The sequence below is a fragment of the Serratia quinivorans genome (assembly GCF_052113645.1).
GTDB classification, from domain to species: Bacteria; Pseudomonadota; Gammaproteobacteria; order Enterobacterales; family Enterobacteriaceae; genus Serratia; species Serratia quinivorans_B.
In genome coordinates this window covers 1-20,769 of the sequence record NZ_JBIEIU010000011.1, presented here as the reverse complement: position 1 = coordinate 20,769, position 20,769 = coordinate 1, and the positions used below count along the sequence as shown (strand labels likewise).

Annotated in this window: 23 protein-coding genes; 21 read left to right on the top strand and 2 right to left on the bottom strand. The window is 56.7% G+C overall.

Annotated features, from left to right (window positions below):
- Position 1: 1 nt before the first annotated feature.
- The 8 genes from ACGS9J_RS19070 to tauD all read left to right on the top strand — a co-directional run bounded on the left by ACGS9J_RS19070 (position 2) and on the right by tauD (position 8,068).
- Positions 2-1,261, top strand: a complete 1,260-nt coding sequence (locus ACGS9J_RS19070; RefSeq protein ID WP_442232365.1) for an MFS transporter — start codon at positions 2-4, stop codon at positions 1,259-1,261.
- Positions 1,254-2,330, top strand: coding sequence for a Gfo/Idh/MocA family protein (locus ACGS9J_RS19065; RefSeq protein ID WP_442232364.1), 1,077 nt, complete (start codon positions 1,254-1,256; stop codon positions 2,328-2,330). The genes ACGS9J_RS19070 and ACGS9J_RS19065 overlap by 8 nt, the downstream gene beginning before the upstream one ends.
- Positions 2,327-3,391, top strand: a complete 1,065-nt coding sequence (locus tag ACGS9J_RS19060) for a sugar phosphate isomerase/epimerase family protein (RefSeq protein WP_442232363.1) — start codon at positions 2,327-2,329, stop codon at positions 3,389-3,391. Before ACGS9J_RS19065 ends, ACGS9J_RS19060 begins: the two co-directional genes overlap by 4 nt.
- Positions 3,388-4,509 carry a Gfo/Idh/MocA family protein gene (locus ACGS9J_RS19055; protein ID WP_442232362.1) on the top strand — a complete coding sequence of 374 codons (1,122 nt, stop codon included), beginning with the start codon at positions 3,388-3,390 and terminating at the stop codon, positions 4,507-4,509. Before ACGS9J_RS19060 ends, ACGS9J_RS19055 begins: the two co-directional genes overlap by 4 nt.
- A 108-nt stretch (positions 4,510-4,617) precedes the next feature.
- A complete protein-coding gene (gene tauA, locus ACGS9J_RS19050; protein ID WP_442232361.1) occupies positions 4,618-5,613 on the top strand; it encodes a taurine ABC transporter substrate-binding protein in 996 nt (331 codons plus the stop codon).
- Between the two features lie 9 nt (positions 5,614-5,622).
- Positions 5,623-6,390: a taurine ABC transporter ATP-binding subunit gene (gene tauB / locus ACGS9J_RS19045; RefSeq protein ID WP_442232360.1), complete on the top strand. Its 768-nt coding sequence runs from the start codon at positions 5,623-5,625 to the stop codon at positions 6,388-6,390.
- Positions 6,387-7,223, top strand: coding sequence for a taurine ABC transporter permease TauC (tauC, locus tag ACGS9J_RS19040; protein ID WP_115060703.1), 837 nt, complete (start codon positions 6,387-6,389; stop codon positions 7,221-7,223). Before tauB ends, tauC begins: the two co-directional genes overlap by 4 nt.
- A complete protein-coding gene (tauD, locus tag ACGS9J_RS19035; RefSeq protein ID WP_442232359.1) occupies positions 7,220-8,068 on the top strand; it encodes a taurine dioxygenase in 849 nt (282 codons plus the stop codon). Before tauC ends, tauD begins: the two co-directional genes overlap by 4 nt.
- A 33-nt stretch (positions 8,069-8,101) precedes the next feature.
- Here the strand turns inward: tauD and ACGS9J_RS19030 are convergent, their stop codons facing one another.
- A complete protein-coding gene (locus ACGS9J_RS19030; RefSeq protein ID WP_442232358.1) occupies positions 8,102-10,015 on the bottom strand; it encodes an ABC transporter ATP-binding protein in 1,914 nt (637 codons plus the stop codon).
- 133 nt (positions 10,016-10,148) lie between these two features.
- Between ACGS9J_RS19030 and kefG the strand changes: the two genes are divergently transcribed.
- The 4 genes from kefG to slyD all read left to right on the top strand — a co-directional run bounded on the left by kefG (position 10,149) and on the right by slyD (position 13,442).
- Positions 10,149-10,700: a glutathione-regulated potassium-efflux system ancillary protein KefG gene (kefG, locus tag ACGS9J_RS19025; RefSeq protein WP_442232519.1), complete on the top strand. Its 552-nt coding sequence runs from the start codon at positions 10,149-10,151 to the stop codon at positions 10,698-10,700.
- 2 nt (positions 10,701-10,702) lie between these two features.
- Positions 10,703-12,511 (top strand): glutathione-regulated potassium-efflux system protein KefB, encoded by a 1,809-nt coding sequence (gene kefB, locus ACGS9J_RS19020; RefSeq protein ID WP_442232357.1) that lies wholly within the window; start codon positions 10,703-10,705, stop codon positions 12,509-12,511.
- A gap of 14 nt (positions 12,512-12,525) precedes the next feature.
- On the top strand, positions 12,526-12,729 hold the full coding sequence (locus ACGS9J_RS19015; protein ID WP_004951224.1) for a YheV family putative zinc ribbon protein: 204 nt from the start codon (positions 12,526-12,528) through the stop codon (positions 12,727-12,729).
- 122 nt (positions 12,730-12,851) lie between these two features.
- Positions 12,852-13,442 carry a peptidylprolyl isomerase gene (slyD, locus tag ACGS9J_RS19010; protein WP_442232356.1) on the top strand — a complete coding sequence of 197 codons (591 nt, stop codon included), beginning with the start codon at positions 12,852-12,854 and terminating at the stop codon, positions 13,440-13,442.
- 58 nt (positions 13,443-13,500) lie between these two features.
- On the opposite strand, the gene ACGS9J_RS19005 is transcribed toward slyD, so the two are convergent.
- Positions 13,501-13,728 (bottom strand): SlyX family protein, encoded by a 228-nt coding sequence (locus tag ACGS9J_RS19005; RefSeq protein ID WP_442232355.1) that lies wholly within the window; start codon positions 13,726-13,728, stop codon positions 13,501-13,503.
- A gap of 370 nt (positions 13,729-14,098) precedes the next feature.
- Here ACGS9J_RS19005 and fkpA point away from each other — a divergent pair, with 370 nt between their 5' ends.
- The 9 genes from fkpA to ACGS9J_RS18960 all read left to right on the top strand — a co-directional run.
- Complete coding sequence (gene fkpA, locus ACGS9J_RS19000) at positions 14,099-14,932, top strand: FKBP-type peptidyl-prolyl cis-trans isomerase (protein WP_442232354.1); 834 nt, start codon at positions 14,099-14,101, stop codon at positions 14,930-14,932.
- Positions 14,933-15,335: 403 nt separating this feature from the next.
- Positions 15,336-16,058, top strand: coding sequence for a helix-turn-helix transcriptional regulator (locus ACGS9J_RS18995; RefSeq protein ID WP_442232353.1), 723 nt, complete (start codon positions 15,336-15,338; stop codon positions 16,056-16,058).
- Positions 16,058-16,447 (top strand): sulfurtransferase complex subunit TusD, encoded by a 390-nt coding sequence (tusD, locus tag ACGS9J_RS18990; protein WP_442232352.1) that lies wholly within the window; start codon positions 16,058-16,060, stop codon positions 16,445-16,447. Before ACGS9J_RS18995 ends, tusD begins: the two co-directional genes overlap by 1 nt.
- Before the next feature lie 8 nt (positions 16,448-16,455).
- Positions 16,456-16,815, top strand: coding sequence for a sulfurtransferase complex subunit TusC (gene tusC / locus ACGS9J_RS18985; RefSeq protein ID WP_442232351.1), 360 nt, complete (start codon positions 16,456-16,458; stop codon positions 16,813-16,815).
- Positions 16,816-16,824: 9 nt separating this feature from the next.
- Positions 16,825-17,112, top strand: a complete 288-nt coding sequence (tusB, locus tag ACGS9J_RS18980) for a sulfurtransferase complex subunit TusB (protein ID WP_442232350.1) — start codon at positions 16,825-16,827, stop codon at positions 17,110-17,112.
- A 131-nt stretch (positions 17,113-17,243) separates the two neighbouring features.
- On the top strand, positions 17,244-17,618 hold the full coding sequence (rpsL, locus tag ACGS9J_RS18975; RefSeq protein WP_004930426.1) for a 30S ribosomal protein S12: 375 nt from the start codon (positions 17,244-17,246) through the stop codon (positions 17,616-17,618).
- 96 nt (positions 17,619-17,714) lie between these two features.
- A complete protein-coding gene (rpsG, locus tag ACGS9J_RS18970; protein WP_020837252.1) occupies positions 17,715-18,185 on the top strand; it encodes a 30S ribosomal protein S7 in 471 nt (156 codons plus the stop codon).
- A gap of 97 nt (positions 18,186-18,282) precedes the next feature.
- A complete protein-coding gene (gene fusA, locus ACGS9J_RS18965) occupies positions 18,283-20,397 on the top strand; it encodes an elongation factor G (RefSeq protein WP_442232349.1) in 2,115 nt (704 codons plus the stop codon).
- A 70-nt stretch (positions 20,398-20,467) separates the two neighbouring features.
- Positions 20,468-20,769 (top strand): GTP-binding protein (locus ACGS9J_RS18960; protein WP_442232348.1); only part of this gene is annotated, 302 nt, incomplete at its 3' end.

Genomic DNA, 20,769 nt, shown 5'->3' with positions numbered 1-20,769 from the left:
TATGCAAACTGACAGCACGGCCCTGGGGGCCAACAGCGTCACATTCAAATGGGTAGTGCCGCGGCTGGCACTGATGATGTTCCTGCAATTCTTTGTTTGGGGCGCCTGGTACGTCACGCTCGGCGTGGTGATGGGCAAGTTCGGCCTGGCGGCAATCATCGGCGATGCCTATTCCACCGGGCCAATCGCGTCGATTTTGTCGCCGTTCGTGCTGGGCATGCTGGTGGATCGCTTCTTCGCCTCGCAGAAGGTGCTGGGGGTGCTGCATCTGATCGGCGCCGGGTTGCTTTGGCTGATGCCGGGCTTTTTCAGCAGTGGGCAAAGCGGCCTGCTGTGGATCATCTTCGGTTATATGCTGTGTTATATGCCGACGATTGCCCTCAGCAACAACGTGGCGTTTTACAGCCTGAGCAACAGTGAAAAGGCCTTTCCGGTGGTGCGGGCGTTCGGGACCTTCGGCTGGATTGTCGCCGGGTTAATCGTCGGCGCCAGTGGCTTGTCCGACAGCACCGGTATTTTCACCTTGGCAGCGGTCGCTTCGTTGGTGCTGGCCCTTTACAGCTTTACCCTGCCGCACACGCCGGCACCGGAGCGTGGCAAACCGGTAAAAATGCGTGACCTGCTGTGTGCCGACGCCTTCGCCATGCTAAAGCAACGGCACTTCCTGGTGTTCATCATCTGCGCGACGCTGATCTCTATCCCGCTGGCGGCCTACTATGCCTATGCTGCGCCATTCGTGGCAGCGACGGGGTTTAGCAACGTTGGCGGCGTGATGTCGTTGGGGCAGATGTCCGAGCTGTTCTTTATGTTGCTGATCCCGTTCCTGTTCGCGCGGTTGGGTATCAAAGTGATGCTGCTGATCGGCATGTTGTCGTGGTTCCTGCGTTACGTGATGTTTGCGTTGGGCATCACCGAAGAACTGCGCTGGATGATTTACCTCGGCATCATTCTGCACGGTATGTGTTACGACTTCTTTTTCGTGATTGGCTTTATCTATACCGACAAGGTGGCGGGCGACAAGGTCAAGGGCCAGGCGCAGAGCCTGCTGGTGCTGTTCACCTATGGGCTGGGCATGCTGATCGGTTCGCAAATCAGTGGTGCGTTGTTCAATCGAATGGTGACGGCGGAGGGGGCGGCCGCATTGCCGCAGTGGCAGAGCTTCTGGTGGTATCCGGCCATCGGTGCGCTGGTCATCGCGGCGCTGTTCTTCTTCACGTTCAACTACCGGGAAAACCCGCAGCAGGAGAAACGCGATGACTGACTTACGCGTGCTGGTGGTGGGCTGCGGCAATATGGGAGCGTCGCACGCCGAAGCCTATCACGGCATGGAGGGCGTCGAGATCTGCGGATTGGTGGCGCGTGGCGACTCCCGGTCTCGGCTCAATGCCCGGCTGGGCGGCGGTTATCCGGAGTTCAGCGATTTTGCCAAAGCTCTGGCGGAGACGCGCCCGGACGCGGTGTGTCTGACCACCTGGCCCGATACTCACGAGGCTTATGCATTGGCGGCGCTGGCGGCCGGTTGCCATCTGTTCATTGAGAAACCCCTCGCCACTACCCTGGCAGGTGCGGAACGGGTGGCCCGTGCCGCCGGGCGGCAACTGGTGGTCGGTTATATCCTGCGTCACCATCCGTCATGGCAGCAATTTGTTGCATTGGCGCGTGGCTTGGGCAAACCGCTGGTGATGCGCATGAACCTTAATCAGCAAAGTCACGGCGCGATGTGGGATGTGCACCGTAATCTGATGCAGTCACTGTCGCCGATTGTCGACTGCGGCGTGCATTACCTCGACGTGATGTGTCAGATGACCCAGTCGGAGCCGGTTAGCGTCAGTGCCATCGGCGCCCGGTTGAGTGATGAGCTGCCGCCGGAAATGTACAACTATGGTCAGCTGCAGGTGCGCTTTGCCGACGGTTCGGTGGGCTGGTACGAAGCGGGCTGGGGCCCGATGATCAGTGAAACCGCCTATTTCGTGAAAGACGTGATTGGGCCACTCGGCGCGGTTTCGATCGTTGCGCGACACTCGGGTGCGGCGAGGGGATCTGATAACGTCGACGGCCATACCCGCACCGATTCGTTGCGCGTCCATTATGCGGCGCTGGACAGTACTCAACAGTTTGTTCACCCGGACCGCTGGATCGACTGTCAGGACGAACCGGACCATTTGGCGCTGTGCCTGAGCGAGCAGCGCTATTTTCTTCAGGCGATACAAGACGGGCTGGATCTCAGTCGGCATTGGCAGGATGCCTTAAACAGCCTGCGCGTAGTCCTGGCGGCGGATGAAGCGGTGCGCAGCCAGAGAACGGTCATGTTAGGGAGGTCATCACCATGAAAACCATTCAGGGGCCAGGACTGTTTTTGGCCCAGTTTATCGGTACGCAGGCACCGTTCGATTCTCTGGACGGGCTGGCCGCTTGGGCCGCCGGGTTGGGGTTTAAAAGCTTGCAGATCCCGACCGGTGTCCCGGCTATTTTTGATCTCGAGCGGGCCGCCCACTGTCAGGAATATTGCGATGGCGTGCGTGAACGGCTGGCGGGACACGGCCTGACTGTCTCGGAATTGTCCACTCACCTGCAGGGGCAACTGGTGGCGGTGCATCCGGCCTATGATTTGGCCTTCGATGCTTTTGCCCCACCGCAGATGCGCGGCAATCCACCGGCGCGTCAGGCATGGGCGACCGAGCAATTGCTGATGGCCGCGCAAGCGTCGCAGCGGCTTGGATTAACTGCGCACGTCACCTTCTCCGGTGCGCTGGCCTGGCCCTATTTTTATCCCTGGCCGCCGCACAATGCGCTGCTGCTGGAAGAGGCTTTCGGGCAGTTGGCGCAGCGTTGGCGTCCGATCCTCGATGCTTTTGACCACGTCGGCGTTGACCTTTGCTATGAGCTGCACCCAGGGGAGGATCTGCACGACGGGGTGACTTTCGAGCGTTTCCTGCGTCAGGTTGGCAATCATCCGCGCTGCCATATTTTGTACGACCCCAGCCATCTGCATTTACAGCAAATGGACTATCTGGGCTTTATTGATGTTTACCATGCGCGCATCCGGGCGTTTCACGTCAAAGATGCGGAATATCGGCCCAGTGCCCGCAGCGGCGTGTACGGCGGTTATCAGCCGTGGCTGGAGAGGCCCGGGCGTTTTCGCTCGCTCGGTGATGGGCAGATCGACTTCCCGGCGATCTTCAGCAAACTGGCACAGTACGATTTCCCCGGTTGGGCCACGCTGGAATGGGAGTGCTGCCTGAAGTCGCCCGAAGCGGGGGCGCGGGAAGGGGCCGAGTTTATCGCTCGCCATATTATTCCTGTCGCCGATCGGGCGTTTGATGATTTTGCCGCCTCCGGCGGTGAGCGCAAAGAGGTCCGGCGGATGCTGGGTCTCGGAGAACAGCCATGAGATTACGCTTAGGGATGGTCGGCGGTGGAGAAGGGGCCTTTATCGGCGCGGTGCACCGTCTGGCGGCGCGGATGGACGACGAGTTCGAGCTGGTGGCCGGGGCTTTCTCCTCCGATGGGGAAAACTGTCGTCGCACCGGTGAACGACTGCACCTGGATCCGCAGCGCTGCTATCGCGATTTCCAGCAGATGGCGCAGGTCGAGGCGGCTCGCGCAGACGGCGTGGATGTGGTGGCGATCGTCACGCCCAATTATTTGCATGCGCCGGTAGCGACCGCCTTTCTCAACGCCGGCATCGACGTCATCTGCGACAAACCGCTGTGCAACAGTTACGCCGAGGCGTTGCAATTGGCCGAAACGGTGCGCGCCAGCGGAAGGCAACTGATATTGACCCACAACTACAGCGCCTATCCGTTGGTGCGTGAGGCGCGCAGTCGGGTGTTGGCCGGTGAACTGGGCGAAATCCGCTTTATCGAAGTGGAATATCTGCAGGAATGGCTGGCGCAGCCGCTGGAGCTGACCGATAACAAGCAGGCGGGGTGGCGCGCGCAGCCAGAGAAGGCCGGGGCCGGGTGTATCGGTGACGTCGGCACCCACGCCTGGCAGTTGGCGCAGTTTGTCAGCGGTTTGTTGCCGCAGGCGATCAGTGCCGAGCTGACGACGTTTATTCCGGGGCGCAAGCTGGACGACGATGTGCGGGTACAAATGCGTTATGCCAATGGTGCCAGAGGCCGACTGTGGGCAAGTCAGGTGGCTTGCGGCCATGAGAACGGCCTGCGGCTGCGGATCTATGGCAGCGAGGGCAGCCTGGAGTTTTGCCAGGAGCAACCGAACCAGCTGTGGATGCGCCCGCGAGATGCGCCGGCCTATTGCATCACCCGTGCTTCTTCATGCCAGTATGCGGAGAACCGCCCACTGGCACGCGTGCCGGCCGGCCACCCTGAGGGCTATCTGGAGGGATTTGGCCAAATTTACCGCGAGGCGGCCCAGCGACTGCGTGAAGGCCCTCAGGCGGCACCGCTGTTACCGGGGATTGAAACCGGCGTGCAGGGCATGGCGTTTATCGATGCCGCCCAGCGCAGCAGCGCCGCCGAGGGGCAATGGGTCGATTTGATTTAATTAAATATTCCCATAAGTAATAACCCAGAGTTTTTTATTCTTTTATAGCTCGCCACCGCTCAGATAAAACTGTCAGCAACTGAACAGACTTTTATCAACGGAGCGACCATGACGAGCAAACTCTTTTCATTACGCAGCGCGGCACTGCTGGTGTTGTCACTCAGCGCGGCCAGCGCCTATGCGGTGGACGTGACCGTGGCTTACCAGACCTCGGCGGAACCCGCCAAGGTGGCGCAGGCAGAAAACAGCTTCGCCAAACAGTCTGGCGCGACCGTTGACTGGCGTAAATTCGACAGTGGTTCCAGCGTGTTGCGCGCATTGGCTTCCGGCGACGTGCAGATCGGCAACATCGGTTCCAGCCCGTTGGCGGTGGCCGCCAGCCAAAAACTCCCCATCGAAGTGTTTCTGATCGCCTCCCAGCTCGGCAGTTCCGAAGCGCTGGTGGTGAAAAAAGAGATTAAAAGCCCGCAGGATCTGATCGGCAAACGCATCGCCGTGCCCTTTATCTCAACCACTCACTACAGCCTGCTGGCCTCTCTGAAGCATTGGGGCATCAAACCTGAACAGGTCAAAATACTCAATCTGCAACCGCCGGCCATCGCCGCTGCCTGGCAGCGCGGTGATATCGATGGCGCCTATGTTTGGGCTCCGGTGGTCAATGAGTTGGCCAAGCAGGGCAAGGTGCTGACGGATTCTGCCCAGGTCGGACAGTGGGGTGCCCCGACGCTCGACGTCTGGGTGGTGCGTAAGGATTTTGCCGAGAAACATCCTGAAGTGGTGACCGCCTTTGCCGCCAGCGCACTGAACGCGCAAAAAGCCTATCTGGCGCAGCCGGATCAATGGCTGAAGGACAAGGGCAACCTCAGCACGCTGTCCCGGTTGAGCGGGGTGCCGGAAGAGCAGATACCGGTGCTGGTGCAGGGCAATACTTACCTGCCGGTCGCCGAGCAGATCACCCAGCTTGGCCAGCCGGTGGACAAGGCCATTCATGATACCGCCGAGTTCCTCAAGCAGCAGGGCAAAATTCCCCAGGTCGACAGCGATTACAGTGCCTATGTCACCGATCGCTTTGTGAAACAGGTGCAGGCTGCGCCGCAGTCGTAAGGGAGCAGAATGCTAAACGTTAACCATCTTTCAACAGAGTACCAGGGGCGCCCTGCGCTGCGCGACGTCTCGTTCCAGATTGACGCCGGACAACTGGTGGTGGTGCTTGGCCCTTCGGGCTGCGGCAAAACCACACTGCTGAATTTGATCGCCGGGTTTATCGAGCCTTCAGCTGGCAGCATCACGCTTGACGAAGTTCCCGTAAAAGGCCCCGGAGCCGAGCGGGGCGTGGTGTTCCAGCATGAAGGTTTACTGCCGTGGCGTAACGTGGTGGATAACGTCGAGTTCGGTTTGCAGTTGGCCGGTGTCGGCAAGCCGCAGCGTCGTGAAGTGGCGCAGCAGATGTTGCAGCGTGTCGGACTGGCCGGTTATGAGCAGCACTTCATCTGGCAGCTTTCCGGCGGTATGCGCCAGCGGGTGGGCATCGCTCGCGCCCTGGCGGCCGACCCGCGTTTGCTGTTGCTGGACGAACCGTTCGGCGCACTGGACGCTTTTACTCGTGAGCAAATGCAGGAACTGCTGCTGACCATCTGGCGGGATACCGGCAAACAGGTGCTGCTGATTACCCACGATATTGAAGAAGCAGTGTTTCTCGCCAGCGAACTGCTGCTGCTGTCGCCGGGACCGGGGCAGGTGGTGGAGCGTCTGACGTTGAACTTCGGCCAACGCTATGCTGACGGCGAAGCCTGTCGTTCGATCAAATCCGATCCTGAATTTATCGCCCAGCGCGAATACGTGCTGGGCAAAGTCTTCCAACAGCGCGAGGCCTTGTTATGAGCCTGCATTCTGCCCTTAAAGAGGTTGCCCAGCCGAAGGCTGCGGCACCGCGGCGCTTTAGCGTGCCGCGTAACGTCTGGTTGAGCAGCGCCACCCTGTTGGTGGTATTGGCTATTTGGTGGGGCGTGACCGCGCTGAACCTGATCAGCCCGCTATTCTTGCCGGCACCGCAGCAGGTGTTGCATCAATTGATTACCATCGCCAGTCCGCAGGGCTTTATGGACGCCACGCTGTGGCAGCATTTGGCCGCCAGCCTGGGGCGCATTCTGGTAGCGCTGCTGGCCGCGGTGATTATCGGGGTCCCGGTGGGTATCGCCATGGGGCTGAACGATACGGTGCGCGGCATTCTCGATCCGTTGATTGAAATCTACCGCCCGGTGCCACCATTGGCCTACCTGCCACTGATGGTGATTTGGTTCGGCATCGGTGAAACCTCGAAAATACTGCTGATTTATCTGGCGATTTTCGCCCCGGTAACTTTGTCTGCCGTGGCCGGGGTGCGCAGCGTGGCTCAAGTTCGGGTACGTGCTGCCCGCGCGCTGGGTGCCAACCGCTGGCAGGTGCTGCGGTTCGTGGTGCTGCCGAGCGCCTTGCCGGAGATTTTAACCGGTATCCGCATTGGGCTGGGGGTCGGTTGGTCGACGCTGGTGGCCGCAGAACTGATTGCCGCCACCCGCGGCCTGGGATTTATGGTGCAATCCGCCGGTGAGTTTCTGGCGACCGATGTGGTACTGGCCGGTATCGGCGTGATTGCGATTATTGCATTTGGGCTGGAGCTGGGGCTGCGTGCCTTGCAGCGCCGATTGACCCCGTGGCATGGAGTACAGCAATGAACGAACGTTTGAGTATCACCCCGTTGGGGCCTTATATCGGTGCGCTGGTGGAAAACGTTGAGCTGGCGCGCCCTTTGGGTGACGGCCAGTTTGAACAGCTCTATCATGCATTGCTCAAACACCAGGTACTGTTCTTGCGCAATCAACCGATCACGCCACTGCAACAGCGCAATCTGGCCGGTCGTTTCGGCGATCTGCACATCCACCCGGTCTACCCGCAAGCCGCCGATGTAAAAGAGATTATCGTGCTGGATACCCATGACGATAATCCGCCGGACAACGATAACTGGCATACCGACGTGACCTTTATCGAAAACCCGCCGCTGGGGGCGATTTTGGCGGCGAAAACCCTGCCCTCCACCGGCGGAGATACGCTGTGGGCCAGTGGGATTGCGGCTTATGAAGCCTTGTCTGCCCCTTTAAGACAGTTGCTGGCAGGGCTGAAGGCAGAGCATGACTTCACCAAGTCATTCCCCGAATACAAGCATCGCGGCAGCGAAGAGGAACATCAGCGCTGGCAACTGGCGGTACAGAAAAACCCGCCGCTGCTGCATCCGGTGGTGCGCACGCATCCGGTCAGCGGCCGGCAGGCGCTGTTCGTCAATGAAGGCTTCACGACCCGGATTGTCGATTTGGCGCCGAAGGAGAGTGACGCGCTGCTGAACTTCCTATTTGCCCACATTACCAAACCGGAGTTCCAGGTGCGTTGGCGCTGGCAGGAGAATGACATTGCCATCTGGGATAACCGCGTGACGCAGCATTACGCCAACGCGGATTACCTGCCGCAGCGGCGCATTATGCACCGTGCGACCATTCTGGGGGATAAACCCTTTTACAAAGGGTGATCCGTCGGGGACGGCATGCCGCCCCTGCATTGCTTAAGATTCGAACTCTTGCGTAAACTGTTCCAACTGTTCTTGCGCATCCAGCCAGGTCATTTCCGTTTCTTCCAATGCGGACTTGGCCTGACTTTGTTGCTGTAGGCAGAGGGTCAGATCGGCTTTACGGCTGATGTCATACAGCGTGGAGTCCGCCAGCTTCTCTTCCACTGCCGCCAGTTCGGCACTCAGCTTTTCCATTTGCTGTTCCAGTTTGGCGATCTGCTTGCGCAGCGGCTGGGTCTGGCTGCGGAACTCGGCTTCGCGACGTTTCTGATCTTTACGTGCCTGAGCGCTGTTACCGTTGTTCTCTTTCTCCGGTGCGTCCTGCTGGTTCTCCTGGCGCTGCAGGTCGATCAGCCATTGCTGATAGTCGTCCAGATCGCCTTCGAACACTTCCACCTGGCCATCATGCACCAGATAGAGATCGTCGGTGGTGGAGCGCAACAGGTGACGGTCGTGCGAGACCACCACCAACGCGCCTTCGAAATCGATCAGGGCTTCGGTCAATGCCTGGCGCATGTCCAAATCGAGGTGGTTGGTCGGTTCATCGAGCAGCAGCAGGTTAGGGCGCTGCCAGACGATCAGCGCCAGCACCAGCCGCGCCTTTTCGCCGCCGGAGAATCGCTCGGTGGCTTCGGTGACCTTATCGCCCTGGAAGCCAAAGCCGCCGAGGTAATCGCGCAACTGTTGTTCCAGCACCCGCGGCGCGATGCGGCTCAGGTGTTGCAACGGCGACTCATCAGCGCGCAAGAACTCCAACTGATGCTGGGCGAAGTAACCCAGTTTGATCCCCTTCGCCAGACCAATCTCACCGCTCAAGGGTTCAAGCGAGCCGGCCAGCATTTTGATCAGGGTCGATTTACCGGCGCCATTACGGCCCAGCAAACCAATGCGCGAGCCGGGAACCAGGTTCAGCTTGATCGATTTCAGGATCACCTTGTCGTCGTAGCCGGCACTGACCTTCTCCATGCGCAGCAACGGGTTCGGCAAGCTTTCCGGCTGGCGGAAGCTGAAGCTGAACGGGTTATCGACGTGGGCCGGGGCGATCAGCTCCATGCGTTCCAGCATTTTGATGCGGCTCTGCGCCTGTTTGGCCTTGGTGGCCTGCGCGCGGAAGCGATCGATGTAGCTTTGCAGGTGCGCCACTTTCTCCTGCTGGTTCAGGTACAGCGATTGCTGCTGCGCCAGTTTGGTCGAACGCTGACGCTCGAACGAGGAGTAGTTGCCGGTATATTCGTTGATGGTCTCTTGTTCGATATGCAAAATTTTATCGACGATCGGATCCAGGAAATCGCGGTCATGCGAAATCAGTACCAGCGTGCCGGGGTAGCCCTTCAACCAGCGTTCCAGCCAGATCACGGCGTCCAAATCCAGGTGGTTGGTCGGTTCGTCGAGCAGCAGCAGGTCGGAGCGGCAGAGCAGCGCTTGCGCCAGGTTCAGACGCATACGCCAGCCGCCGGAGAAGGCGCGGACCGGATTAAGCAACTGTTCGTTGGAGAAACCCAGGCCGTGCAGCAGGCTGGCGGCACGAGAGCGAATGGTCCAGGCGTCGATAGCATCCAGCTTGCCGTGCAGCGTGGCGATGGCGTGGCCGTCGTTTTTATCGTTCGCCAGTTGCAGATCGGCTTCAAGCTGGCGGAATTCGCGGTCACCGTCGATAACATACTCAAGTGCCGGCACGTCAAGCGCCGGCGTTTCCTGGTTGACCCAGGCCAGGGCCCAGTTGCTCGGGAAGGTGTAACTGCCGCCGTCTGCGGCCATTTCGCCCTTTAGCAAGGCCAGCAGCGTAGATTTGCCGCAGCCGTTTTTACCCACCAGGCCGACTTTCTGACCTGGATTAACCGTCGCCGTGGCGTTGTCCAACAGGACGCGGGTGCCGCGTCGGATTTGTAGCGAGGAGAATACAATCATAAAGCGCCGTATGTTCAGAGTATGTTAAATTGAATGGATTCTAAGTTAACAGGACACAGACTGTCCTATTATTAGTCTTTGCGGAGCATGGTAACGGAAAACCGCTACCCTGACGACGCTTTGGAGGGGAATGATGTCGCAGCCGCCCAAGGTCTTGCTGCTGTATGCCCATCCGGAATCCCAGGACTCGGTCGCGAATCGGGTTTTGCTTCGACCGGCACAGCAGTTGGAACATGTCACCGTGCACGATTTATACGCGCACTATCCTGATTTTTTTATTGATATTCACCACGAACAACAACTGCTGCGTGAACATCAGGTCATTGTTTTTCAACATCCTCTCTATACCTACAGTTGCCCGGCCCTGTTGAAAGAATGGTTGGATCGCGTGCTGTCGCGCGGTTTTGCCAGCGGCATGGGCGGCAATGCACTGGCGGGAAAGTACTGGCGTTCGGTGATCACCACCGGGGAACCGGAGGGCGCCTATCGCACCGGTGGTTATAACCGCTACCCGATGGAAGATATTCTGCGGCCGTTCGAACTGACCGCCGCCATGTGCCATATGCACTGGCTGACGCCGATCCTGGTGTATTGGGCGCGCCGGCAGAAACCGGAAGTGCTGGAAAGCCATGCCACGGCGTATGGCGACTGGCTGCGTAACCCGCTGCCGCACGGAGGAAGGTAAACATGGAAGGCTCAACGTTACTGACCGCAATTTTATTGTTTCTGTTCGCCGCCGTGGTCACGGTGCCGATTGCCCGACGCCTGGGCATTGGCGCGGTGCTGGGTTACCTGATTGCCGGTATCGCCATCGGTCCCTGGGGGCTGGGGTTCATCCGCGACGTCGACGAGATCCTGCACTTTTCCGAGCTGGGCGTGGTGTTCCTGATGTTTATCATCGGACTGGAACTGAACCCGAGCAAACTGTGGGAGCTGCGACGCTCAATCTTTGGCGTCGGCGCCGGGCAAGTGCTGATCACCGCCGCCGTATTGGGCGCGCTGCTGTATCTGACGCATTTTGCCTGGCAGGCCGCGGTGATAGGCGGTATCGGACTGGCGATGTCTTCAACCGCCATGGCGCTGCAGTTGATGCGCGAGAAGGGCATGAACCGCAACGAAGGCGGTCAACTGGGGTTCTCGGTACTGTTGTTCCAGGATATGGCGGTGATCCCGGCGTTGGCGCTGATCCCGATCCTGGCCGGTGCCGGCGGCAACAGCGACGACTGGGCGAAGATCGCGCTCAAGGTCGCGGCGTTCGGTGGCATGCTGATCGGGGGACGTTTCTTGCTGCGTCCGCTGTTCCGCTATATCGCCTCTTCCGGGGTACGTGAAATTTTTACCGCCGCGGCCCTGCTGGTGGTGCTGGGAGCGGCATTGTTTATGGATGCGCTTGGCCTGTCGATGGCGCTCGGTACCTTTATCGCCGGCGTGCTGCTGGCGGAAAGTGAGTATCGCCATGAGCTGGAAATCTCCATCGAGCCTTTCAAAGGGCTGCTGCTGGGGCTGTTTTTTATCTCGGTGGGCATGGCGCTGAATATCGGCGTACTCTATACCCATCTGGCCGAAGTGCTGCTCGGCGTGGTGCTGTTGGTGGCGATCAAGTCTGGCGTGCTGTATTCGCTGTCGCGTATTTTCGGCCTGCGCAGCTCGGTGCGCTTGCAGTTTGCCGGCGTGCTCAGCCAGGGTGGGGAATTCGCCTTCGTGCTGTTTTCGGCAGCGGGTACGCAGAAGGTGTTGCAGCCCGATCAGCTTGCGCTGTTGTTGGTGGTGGTGACCCTGTCGATGATGACCACGCCGCTGCTGATGCAGATTATCGATCGTATCCTGGTGCGCCGTTATAACGCCCGGGATGAAGATGAAGAGACGCCGTATGTGGAAGATGATGATCCGCAGGTGATCATCGTTGGTTTCGGGCGCTTTGGTCAGGTGATTGGCCGCCTGCTGATGGCCAACAAGATGCGCATTACCGTCCTGGAGCGCGATGTCAGCGCCGTCGGCGTACTGCGTCGTTACGGCTACAAGGTGTATTACGGTGACGCCACCGAGCTGGAGCTGCTGCGTGCGGCCGGCGCCGCAAAGGCCAAATCGATAGTGATCACCTGTAATGAGCCGGAAGACACCATGGAAATTGTGCGCCTGTGCCAGCAGCACTTTCCCGAACTGAGCATTCTGGCGCGTGCGCGTGGCCGTGTGGAGGCGCACGAATTACTGCAGGCGGGCGTTAAACAGTTCAGCCGCGAAACCTTCTCCAGCGCACTGGAGTTGGGGCGTAAGGCACTGATGGAATTGGGTATGCATCCGCATCAGGCCTATCGCGCGCAGCAACACTTTCGCCGGTTGGATATGCGGATGTTGCGTGAATTGATGCCACCGCATCATGGCGATGTGGCGCAAATTTCCCGCGTGAAAGAGGCGCGGCGCGAGCTGGAAGAACTTTTCCACCGGGAAATGCAAAAAGAGAGTCGCCAGTTCGACGGCTGGGATGAATACGAATAATTTGGAGCACTGAGATGTCTGCAACACGTAAAAGATTTATCGCCGGGGCGGTCTGCCCAAGCTGTAAGGCTATGGATACGCTGGCAGTTTGGCGCGAGGACCAGGTCGAAGTGGTGGAGTGCGTCAAGTGCGGCCATCATCAGCGACAGACCGAACAGCAGGTGGAGAAGCACGTCCGGCCGCAGGAACAGGTGATCGGTATTTTCCATCCGGAATAGCGTTATCGAGTGCGTTTTTTTATGCTGGAGGGTACAGCGGGGCAGATTTCCGATACAATCTGTCCGGTAAAGGCGTGGCCCCCATGACGGCCGCGTCCAAGTATCCAACGGTAGGAGATATCATGAAAGTAGCAAAAGACTTGGTGGTCAGCCTGGCTTATCAAGTACGTACAGAAGACGGTGTGTTGGTTGATGAGTCTCCGGTGAGTGCGCCGCTGGACTATCTGCACGGGCATGGTTCTCTGATCGCAGGTCTGGAAAAAGCACTCGAAGGCCACGAAGCGGGCGATCGTTTTGACGTTAATGTTGGCGCTAACGATGCGTACGGCAACTACGACGAAAACCTGGTGCAGCGCGTGCCGAAAGACGTCTTTATGGGCGTTGACGAGTTGGAAGTTGGCATGCGTTTCCTGGCTGACACCGATCAGGGCCCAGTACCGGTCGAAATCACCGAAGTGGACGGCGATCACGTAGTGGTCGACGGTAACCACATGCTGGCTGGCCAGAACCTGAACTTCAACGTAGAAGTTGTCGCGATCCGCGAAGCTACTGCTGAAGAACTGGCACACGGTCACGTACACGGCGAGCACGATCATCACCACGAACACGGTGAAGGTTGCTGCGGCGGCCATGGTCACGATCATGACCACGCGCATGACCAGGATCAGGCCAAGAAAGGCGGTTGCGGTAACGGCGGTTGCGGCTGCCACTAATCGCGGTGCAGTAACGGCAAAAAAGGGCGGCCCTGGGGCTGCCCTTTTTTATTGCTTATCAATAATGTGGCGGTGGGGTTTCTTCCGACTGCGAGGCGATCATCGACGTTTGGGTCGAACGCAGCTTATCGGTCAGCATGCGTAGCTGATCCTGCAATTTCATCATTTCAAGCTGGTGTTGCACCACGGTCTGATTGAGTTCTTCGATGGTGACTTCCTGAAAGGCCTGGCGGCTTTCCAGCTCTTCAAGCCGCAGTAACAGGCTTTGGGTATCGGCGTTGTGCATGATGCTACCTCTGACACGGTTTAATCCTGAATCTGGCGCTATGTTAACAGCTGCCACCGGCTTTGCGCTGCGCTATTTCATCCCGCTCGGTGAGGGCGAGGGCGGCAAGCGCCGGCACGCTGTGTAAATTGCTGAAAAATAGAGCGCTTGCCCCGGTGGTTTTTGTTACTGTTGATACTGCGGGTACAGGAAAAATCTGACTTATCATACGGGTAGCACATTAAACGAAACTTCTGTTTAAAGCTGGAGTCACACTTTGACTCGATTGGTTACCTGTGTGACTGTTTTGTTTTGTTTCGGACAGCTATAGTAGCCCGGTTATCTTACTTAATGATTGTTTGGGGCACCGCTTCAGACACTGGAGAAATGGATGAAATCTTTGTTTAAAGTCACGCTTCTGGCAACCACTATGGCTTTTGCTTTGAATGCGACCCAGGTCATGGCTGCCGATGCAGCTAAACCGGCAGAAGCAGCTAAAGCTGCCGACGCGGCGCCAAGCACTGGCAAGTTCAAGAACGATGACGAGCAAGCGGCTTACGCATTGGGTGCATCCCTGGGCCGTTACATGGACAACTCACTGAAAGAGCAAGAAAAGCTGGGCATCAAACTGGATAAAGACCAGTTGATCTCAGGCGTTCAGGACGCTTTCGCCAACAAGAGCAAGCTGAACGACGCAGATATCGAAAAAACTCTGCAGAGCTTTGAAGCGCGCGTGAAGGCTTCCGCTCAGGCGAAGATGGAGCAGGACGCGAAAGATAACGAAGCGAAAGGCACCAAGTACCGCGACACCTTCGCGAAAGAAAAAGGCGTGAAGAAAACCGAGTCCGGCCTGCTGTATCAGGTAGAAAAACCGGGTACCGGTTCTGCGCCTAAAGACAGCGATACCGTTGTCGTGAACTACAAGGGCACCCTGACCGACGGTACCGAGTTTGATAACTCCTACACCCGTGGCGAGCCACTGTCATTCCGTCTGGACGGTGTGATCCCAGGTTGGACTGAAGGCCTGAAACACATCAAGAAAGGCGGCAAAATCAAGCTGGTTATCCCACCGGCGCTGGCCTACGGTAAAACCGGCGTTCCGGGCATCCCGGCTAACTCCACCCTGGTGTTCGACGTTGAGCTGCTGGATGTGAAAGCTACACCGAAAGCCGACGCCAAGGCAGAGAAACCGGCTGACGCAGCGGCTGATGCCAAAGCGCAATAAGCCTCTCTGAGTCCCCCCATCGCCGCGAACATTCTTCGCGGCGATGCTCATTTCGACCGGCCAAATCACCGGTAACTTTCACTTCCTTTCCCACTGATCGCTTGACGCCTGCCGGGCATCGGGCTTAACGTCAATACCACGCGCAAACGCAAGGACTTTACTCTGGCTGTTTTGCTAGACTAATAATCCGGACTTATGAGTCATGCGCCTGCCCCTTAGGGCGTGTACCTAAAACTGTTCCTGGTCATCCCATCGGCCTGCGGACGCTCGTCGTGCTGTTTCAGACTGATATCAGCCAGCTCATCCTGCCTAACCTCAGGGGGGCCGCCTGTGGAAGGGAACCCGCACGAGCAGTTTTAGCTGCGCCCCCTGGCACAGGCGATCTTTGAGGGTGGTATTTTCGATGTCTAATTCGCTTTTATCCAGCGAAGCCAGCGAACTTGATTTGCTGAATGAACGTCCGTTTACCCAGACGGATCATGAAATCCTGAAGTCTTACGAAGCGGTTGTCGACGGCCTGGCGATGTTGATCGGCGGGCACTGTGAGATCGTGCTGCACGCTTTGGAAGATTTGAAATGCTCGGCGGTACGCATTGCGAATGGCGAGCACACCGGGCGGCAAATCGGTTCGCCGATCACTGACCTGGCGCTGCGTATGTTGCATGACATGGCCGGCGATGACAGCAGCGTATCGAAGGCCTATTTTACCCGCGCCAAGAGCGGCGTGCTGATGAAGTCGGTGACTATCGCCATCCGCAATCGCGAGCAGCGAGTGATTGGCTTGCTGTGCATCAACATGAACCTCGATGTGCCTTTCTCCCAGGTGATGCAGACCTTCATGCCGCCGGAAACTCAGGATGTGGCGCCTTCAGTCAACTTTGCTTCTTCCGTCGACGATCTGGTGGCGCAAACGCTGGAGTTCACCATTGAGGAAGTGAATGCCGATCGCAATGTCTCCAACAATGCCAAAAACCGTCAGGTGGTACTGAACCTTTACGAGAAAGGCATTTTTGATATCAAAGACGCGATTAATCAGGTGGCGGACCGTCTGAATATCTCTAAACACACCGTGTATCTGTACATCCGTCAGTTCAAAAGCGGTGATCTGTTGGGAACTGACCGTTGATGCTGGATTACTGTCTTTTGGTCACCGGCCCGGCTTACGGCACCCAACAGGCCAGCAGCGCCTATCAATTCGCCCAGGCCTTGCTGGCCAAGGGACACCGCCTCTCCAGCGTGTTTTTTTACCGTGAAGGGGTGTTGAACGCCAATCAGCTGACTGCCCCTGCCAGCGACGAATTTGATTTGGTACGTGGTTGGGTGCAGCTGGCGCAGCAACATGGTATTGAGCTCAACGTCTGCGTGGCCGCTGCGCTGCGGCGTGGTGTGACCGATGAACAGGAAGCCGCACAGCAAGGGCTGGCCAGCGCTAATCTTCAGCCGGGTTTCACCCTCAGCGGGTTGGGCTCTTTGGCTGAGGCTTCACTGAGCTGTGACCGCCTGGTGCAGTTCTGAGAGAGTTTATGAAACGAGTCGCTTTTGTTTTTACCCAGAGTCCGCACGGCAGCGCTGGCGGCAGGGAAGGGCTGGATGCACTGTTGGCCACTTCGGCGCTGAGCGAAGATCTGGGCGTGTTTTTTATCGGTGACGGCGTGTTGCAGTTATTGCCGGGGCAGCAACCGGAAAAAATTCTGGCGCGCAATTACATCGCCACTTTTGGCGTGCTGCCGCTGTATGACGTTGAACAGTGTTATCTTTGCCAGGCATCGCTACAGGAACGCGGCCTGAGTCAGGTGACCGACTGGGTACTGGACGCCGAGGTTTTGGCTCCGGATGCGCTGAGTCGCCAACTGGCCAGTTTTGATGCGGTGATGACTTTTTAGGAAATCCTGATGCTGTATACCCTTAGCCGTTCCCCCACTCAATGCGATTTGCCCGCGTTGCTGCGTCTGACCGCCCCGGGCGATGACCTGTTGCTGCTGCAGGATGGTGTGTTGGCCGGCCTGGTCGGCAGCGCTCACCTTGAATTGCTGCTCAACGCCCCCATATCCCTTTATGCGCTGCAGAACGACCTGGATGCCAGAGGGGTGTCTGGTCATTTTTCACACAAAATCACTGTCATCGGCTATAATCACTTCGTTGAATTAACCGAAAAACATCGCAGCCAAATGGCCTGGTGATGAGAGTGATGTTGTATATTTCTTGACACCTCTACTACTCAGCCATAAAATTCTGCGTCCTCGTACTTTGCCAGTAGTGCATACGAGGGGATTTATCACGTGTTTACGAAGCAAAAACCAGGAGCTTTTTAATGGCAACAATTAATCAGCTGGTACGCAAACCACGCTCTGTGAAGGCTGCTAAAAGCAACGTTCCAGCGCTGGAAGCCTGCCCGCAGAAACGTGGCGTATGTACTCGCGTATATACCACCACTCCTAAGAAACCAAACTCCGCACTGCGTAAAGTATGCCGTGTGCGTTTGACTAACGGTTTTGAAGTTACCTCCTACATCGGCGGTGAAGGTCATAACCTGCAGGAACACTCCGTGATCCTGATCCGTGGCGGTCGTGTAAAAGACTTGCCAGGTGTGCGTTACCACACCGTCCGTGGTGCACTTGACTGCTCCGGTGTTAAAGACCGTAAGCAAGCTCGTTCCAAGTACGGCGTGAAGAAGCCAAAGGCTTAATGGTTCTCCGTTAAGTAAGGCCAAACATTTTCACTTTAATGTCAAAATAAACTCGTAGAGTTTTGGACAATCCTGAATTAACAACGGAGTATTTCCATGCCACGTCGTCGCGTAATTGGCCAACGTAAAATCCTTCCAGATCCTAAGTTCGGATCCGAACTGTTGGCTAAATTTGTAAACATCCTGATGGTAGATGGTAAAAAATCTACTGCAGAAGCAATCGTCTATACCGCGCTGGAGACCCTGGCTCAGCGTTCTGGTAAAGATTACCTGGAAGCTTTCGAAGTAGCTCTCGACAACGTTCGCCCGACTGTAGAAGTTAAGTCTCGCCGCGTTGGTGGTTCTACTTATCAGGTGCCAGTTGAAGTCCGCCCGGTCCGTCGTAATGCTCTGGCAATGCGTTGGATCGTTGATGCTGCTCGTAAACGCGGTGATAAATCCATGGCTCTGCGCTTGGCGAACGAACTTTCTGATGCAGTTGAGAACAAAGGTTCTGCTGTTAAGAAACGTGAAGACGTTCACCGTATGGCAGAAGCCAACAAGGCGTTCGCCCACTACCGCTGGTAATTGCCACGCAGTAGTTATGCTAACCAAGCGGGCGCTTCAAGAAGCCAACCCGCTTGGGTTAACCGAACTTGAACGCCTAAGGCAATAGAGGAATCAAATGGCTCGTAAAACACCCATTGAGCGCTATCGTAACATCGGTATCAGCGCCCACATCGACGCCGGTAAAACAACCACTACCGAACGTGTTTTGTTCTACACCGGTGTAAACCACAAAATCGGTGAAGTGCATGACGGCGCAGCTACCATGGACTGGATGGAGCAGGAGCAGGAACGTGGTATTACCATCACGTCCGCTGCGACTACCTGTTTCTGGTCTGGTATGGCTAAGCAGTTCGAAGCACACCACATTAACATCATCGACACCCCAGGACACGTTGACTTCACCATCGAAGTAGAACGTTCCATGCGTGTTCTTGATGGCGCGGTAATGGTTTACTGTGCTGTTGGTGGCGTTCAGCCACAGTCTGAAACCGTATGGCGTCAGGCTAACAAATATAAAGTTCCACGCATCGCGTTCGTTAACAAAATGGACCGCATGGGTGCTAACTTCCTGAAAGTTGTTGGTCAGATTGAACAACGTCTGGGTGCAACTCCGGTCCCTCTGCAGCTGGCTATTGGCGCGGAAGAGAAATTCACCGGTGTTGTTGACCTGGTGAAGATGAAAGCAATCAACTGGAACGAAGCCGATCAGGGCGTGACCTTCGAATACGAAGAGATCCCAGCTGATATGCAAGCTCTGGCTGAAGAATGGCGTCAGAAACTGGTTGAGGCCGCTGCTGAAGGCTCTGATGAGCTGATGGAGAAATTCTTTGGTGGCGAAGAGCTGACTGAAGAAGAGATCAAAACTTCTCTGCGTAAGCGCGTTCTGGACAATGAAATCATCCTGGTTACCTGTGGTTCTGCGTTTAAAAACAAAGGCGTACAGGCAATGCTGGATGCTGTTGTTGAGTATCTGCCAGCACCAACTGACGTTGCAGCTATCAACGGTATTTTGGATGACGGCAAAGACACTCCAGCAGTTCGCCATTCTGACGACACTGAGCCGTTCTCTGCTCTGGCGTTCAAAATCGCTACTGACCCATTCGTGGGTAACCTGACGTTCTTCCGCGTTTACTCCGGTCTCGTCAACTCAGGTGACACTGTATTTAACCCAGTGAAATCTCAGCGTGAACGTCTGGGGCGTATCGTTCAGATGCACGCTAACAAGCGTGAAGAGATCAAAGAAGTTCGTGCAGGCGACATCGCTGCGGCTATCGGTCTGAAAGACGTGACTACCGGTGACACTCTGTGTGATCCAAACAACGTGATCATTCTGGAGCGTATGGAGTTCCCTGAGCCGGTAATCTCCGTTGCAGTTGAACCAAAAACCAAAGCTGACCAAGAAAAAATGGGTCTGGCTCTGGGCCGTCTGGCGAAGGAAGACCCATCATTCCGCGTATGGACTGACGAAGAATCAGGTCAGACTATCATCGCAGGTATGGGTGAACTTCACCTGGACATCCTGGTTGACCGTATGCGTCGTGAATTCAACGTTGAAGCTAACGTGGGCAAACCTCAGGTTGCTTACCGTGAAGCGATTCGTTCGAAAGTTACCGATATCGAAGGTAAACACGCCAAGCAGTCTGGTGGTCGTGGTCAGTATGGTCACGTTGTGATCGACATGTACCCACTGGAGCCGGGCTCAAATCCGAAAGGCTACGAGTTCGTCAATGACATTAAAGGTGGTGTGATCCCAACGGAATACATCTCTGCCATTGATAAAGGCCTCCAGGAGCAGCTTAAGTCTGGTCCGTTGGCTGGTTACCCGGTTGTCGATCTCGGTGTGCGTCTGCATTTCGGTTCTTACCACGATGTTGACTCCTCCGAATTGGCGTTTAAACTGGCCGCGTCTATCGCCTTTAAAGATGGCTTTAAGAAAGCGAAACCTGTTTTGCTTGAGCCAATCATGAAGGTTGAAGTTGAAACGCCGGAAGAGAACACTGGTGACGTCATCGGTGACCTTAGCCGTCGTCGTGGCCAACTGAAAGGTCAGGAATCCAACGCTACTGGCGTTCAGATTCACGCTGAAGTTCCGTTGTCCGAGATGTTCGGCTACGCAACTCAACTGCGTTCTCTGACCAAAGGCCGTGCTTCTTACTCCATGGAGTTCCTGAAGTACGATGATGCGCCGAACAACGTCGCTCAGGCCGTTATTGAAGCCCGTGGTAAATAAGCTTTCGGGTTTAACACATTGATCAGTGCTCTCTCCATGAGGGGAGAGCATAAGAGTAAGGAATATAGCCGTGTCTAAAGAAAAATTTGAACGTTCCAAACCGCACGTTAACGTTGGTACTATCGGCCACGTTGACCACGGTAAAACTACCCTGACTGCAGCAATCACTACCGTTCTGGCTAAAACCTACGGCGGTGCTGCACGTGCTTTCGACCAGATCGATAACGCGCCAGAAGAAAAAGCTCGTGGTATCACCATCAACACTTCTCACGTTGAGTATGACACCCCGACTCGCCACTACGCGCACGTTGACTGCCCAGGGCACGCCGACTACGTTAAAAACATGATCACCGGTGCTGCTCAGATGGACGG

Coding starts and splice junctions, on each gene's coding strand:
- fusA (WP_442232349.1), top strand. CDS start 18,283: ATGGCTCGTAAAACACCCATTGAGCGCTATCGTAACATCGGTATCAGC.
- tauC (WP_115060703.1), top strand. CDS start 6,387: ATGAGCCTGCATTCTGCCCTTAAAGAGGTTGCCCAGCCGAAGGCTGCG.
- ACGS9J_RS19070 (WP_442232365.1), top strand. CDS start 2: ATGCAAACTGACAGCACGGCCCTGGGGGCCAACAGCGTCACATTCAAA.
- ACGS9J_RS19005 (WP_442232355.1), bottom strand. CDS start 13,728: ATGCACAACGCCGATACCCAAAGCCTGTTACTGCGGCTTGAAGAGCTG.
- tauB (WP_442232360.1), top strand. CDS start 5,623: ATGCTAAACGTTAACCATCTTTCAACAGAGTACCAGGGGCGCCCTGCG.
- tusB (WP_442232350.1), top strand. CDS start 16,825: ATGCTGTATACCCTTAGCCGTTCCCCCACTCAATGCGATTTGCCCGCG.
- ACGS9J_RS19015 (WP_004951224.1), top strand. CDS start 12,526: ATGTCTGCAACACGTAAAAGATTTATCGCCGGGGCGGTCTGCCCAAGC.
- rpsL (WP_004930426.1), top strand. CDS start 17,244: ATGGCAACAATTAATCAGCTGGTACGCAAACCACGCTCTGTGAAGGCT.
- ACGS9J_RS18995 (WP_442232353.1), top strand. CDS start 15,336: ATGTCTAATTCGCTTTTATCCAGCGAAGCCAGCGAACTTGATTTGCTG.
- kefG (WP_442232519.1), top strand. CDS start 10,149: ATGTCGCAGCCGCCCAAGGTCTTGCTGCTGTATGCCCATCCGGAATCC.
- ACGS9J_RS19030 (WP_442232358.1), bottom strand. CDS start 10,015: ATGATTGTATTCTCCTCGCTACAAATCCGACGCGGCACCCGCGTCCTG.
- ACGS9J_RS19055 (WP_442232362.1), top strand. CDS start 3,388: ATGAGATTACGCTTAGGGATGGTCGGCGGTGGAGAAGGGGCCTTTATC.
- tusC (WP_442232351.1), top strand. CDS start 16,456: ATGAAACGAGTCGCTTTTGTTTTTACCCAGAGTCCGCACGGCAGCGCT.
- kefB (WP_442232357.1), top strand. CDS start 10,703: ATGGAAGGCTCAACGTTACTGACCGCAATTTTATTGTTTCTGTTCGCC.
- tauD (WP_442232359.1), top strand. CDS start 7,220: ATGAACGAACGTTTGAGTATCACCCCGTTGGGGCCTTATATCGGTGCG.
- ACGS9J_RS19065 (WP_442232364.1), top strand. CDS start 1,254: ATGACTGACTTACGCGTGCTGGTGGTGGGCTGCGGCAATATGGGAGCG.
- fkpA (WP_442232354.1), top strand. CDS start 14,099: ATGAAATCTTTGTTTAAAGTCACGCTTCTGGCAACCACTATGGCTTTT.
- tusD (WP_442232352.1), top strand. CDS start 16,058: ATGCTGGATTACTGTCTTTTGGTCACCGGCCCGGCTTACGGCACCCAA.
- rpsG (WP_020837252.1), top strand. CDS start 17,715: ATGCCACGTCGTCGCGTAATTGGCCAACGTAAAATCCTTCCAGATCCT.
- slyD (WP_442232356.1), top strand. CDS start 12,852: ATGAAAGTAGCAAAAGACTTGGTGGTCAGCCTGGCTTATCAAGTACGT.
- ACGS9J_RS19060 (WP_442232363.1), top strand. CDS start 2,327: ATGAAAACCATTCAGGGGCCAGGACTGTTTTTGGCCCAGTTTATCGGT.
- tauA (WP_442232361.1), top strand. CDS start 4,618: ATGACGAGCAAACTCTTTTCATTACGCAGCGCGGCACTGCTGGTGTTG.